General features: G+C 75.1%; 2 protein-coding genes. One reads left to right on the forward strand and one right to left on the reverse strand.

Annotated features, from left to right (window positions below):
* Window positions 1-113: 113 nt before the first annotated feature.
* Window positions 114-1,016: an NAD(P)H-binding protein gene (locus tag AC0CYZ_RS18375; protein WP_472217910.1), complete on the reverse strand. Its 903-nt coding sequence runs from the start codon at window positions 1,014-1,016 to the stop codon at window positions 114-116.
* A gap of 126 nt (window positions 1,017-1,142) precedes the next feature.
* Between AC0CYZ_RS18375 and AC0CYZ_RS18380 the strand changes: the two genes are divergently transcribed.
* Window positions 1,143-1,460 (forward strand): ArsR/SmtB family transcription factor, encoded by a 318-nt coding sequence (locus AC0CYZ_RS18380; RefSeq protein ID WP_472217912.1) that lies wholly within the window; start codon window positions 1,143-1,145, stop codon window positions 1,458-1,460.
* The last annotated feature ends 158 nt before the right edge of the window (window positions 1,461-1,618 follow it).

Raw genomic sequence — 1,618 nt, forward strand, 5'->3', positions numbered from 1 at the left:
GAGACCGTCTTCGCCGGCGCCCTCACGGCGCTGGTGCTGGGGCACGGGGTGATCGGGCTGATCCTGCTCGCCGTCGGCGGCACCCTGCTGGGCATGGCGCTGCGCGGTCACCGCTACATGTCGTTCGGCCTCTCGCGCTGACCGGTCCGGTCCGACGGACCGTCGTTCCCGCTCGGCGTGGACCACGCGCCGACGTGCTCGCGGACGAAGTCGGCGAACGGCCGGGGCGGGCGCCCGGTGAGGTCGCGCACCGCGTCGGTGAGCCCCTCGCCGCGACCCTCCGCCACGCCGATCTCGGCGGCGGCCAGGCTGTCCGCGAACGACGCCGGCAGGCCCGCGTCCCGGAAGCGGGCCGCCACCCCGGCGACGTCGAGATCGACGACCCGGACCGGTCGCCCGGTCGCCACCGCGACGATCGCGGCCGCGCCCACGTAGCTGAGCGCCTCGGGACCGGTCAGCACGTAGTCGTCGTCGAACGCGCGCCCGGGATCACCCAGCACCGCGCCCGCCGATGCGGCGACGTCGCCGGCGTCGATCCATCCGACGCGGCCGGACGGGGCCGAGGTCCAGATTTCCCCACGTCGTCGGATGCCGGTCCCCGTCGGGTGCGGGGGCAGGAAGTTCTGCATGAACCCGGACGGGCGAAGCACCACCCAGTCCCGCCGCCGGCGCACGTGGTCCTCGAGCTCGACCCGGCCCGGCGCACCCGGGAACTCGATGGCCGAGCCGAGCAGGACGACCCGGCGCACACCCGACCGTTCGGCCTCCGCGAGGAAGGGGCCGACCACGGGCATCGGATCGATCGCCGACGGCGGCGCCACCAGGTAGACCCGATCCGTCCCACGCAGCGCGGCCGCGTGGGTGGACCCGTCGTCCCAGTCGAAACGGACCGCGTCGGGGTCCCCCGGCTCCGGGTGACGGCTACCGATCCGGACGGGGACGTCGCGGGCGCGCAGGTCCTCGACCAGCGCCCTCCCGGTCTTGCCCGTGCCGCCGGTGACGAGCACGCCGGTCATCGGACGGCCAACCGGTCAGCCCGCAGGCTTCCTGCACCATCCCCGCTTCGGGCTTCGACGAGCGTCGAAGTACGACCCGGAACGCTACGGTGGACTTCGACGCTCGTCAAAGTCTGAGGAGGGTGGATGCCCCGGACGCTGCCGGAGCCCCCGGTCGAGGAGCTGGACATGACCGCGATCCTCACCGCGCTGGTCGATCCGGCCCGTCGCGCGATCATGAAGAGGATGGTCGAGGGGCCGGAGCCGTTCGACTGCAGCGCGAGCACCTGGTGCGAAACGCTCGGCCTCACGGCCCCGACGGTGTCGCACCACTTCCGGACGCTGCGCGAGGCCGGCCTGACCCGCACGGTCGTCGACGGTCGCACGCGCACCATCAGCGCCCGCCGCGACGACGTCGACGGCCGCTTCCCCGGCCTGCTCCGGGCCGTCCTCGGCCCCGGCTGACCCGTCGACCCGCTCAGGCCCCCGTCAGCGAGATCGCGACCCCGTCGGCGAGCAACCGCCCGCGCCGGGTCAGCACCGCGCGCCCGTCCCGCCAGGCCGGTCCGGACAGCAGGCCGTCCGCCGCCGCCCGCTCCCCGGCCGCGCGCCCGTCGTCGTCG

The sequence above is a fragment of the Actinomycetospora sp. genome, assembly GCF_055612215.1.

Coding starts and splice junctions, on each gene's coding strand:
- AC0CYZ_RS18380 (WP_472217912.1), top strand. CDS start 1,143: ATGCCCCGGACGCTGCCGGAGCCCCCGGTCGAGGAGCTGGACATGACC.
- AC0CYZ_RS18375 (WP_472217910.1), bottom strand. CDS start 1,016: ATGACCGGCGTGCTCGTCACCGGCGGCACGGGCAAGACCGGGAGGGCG.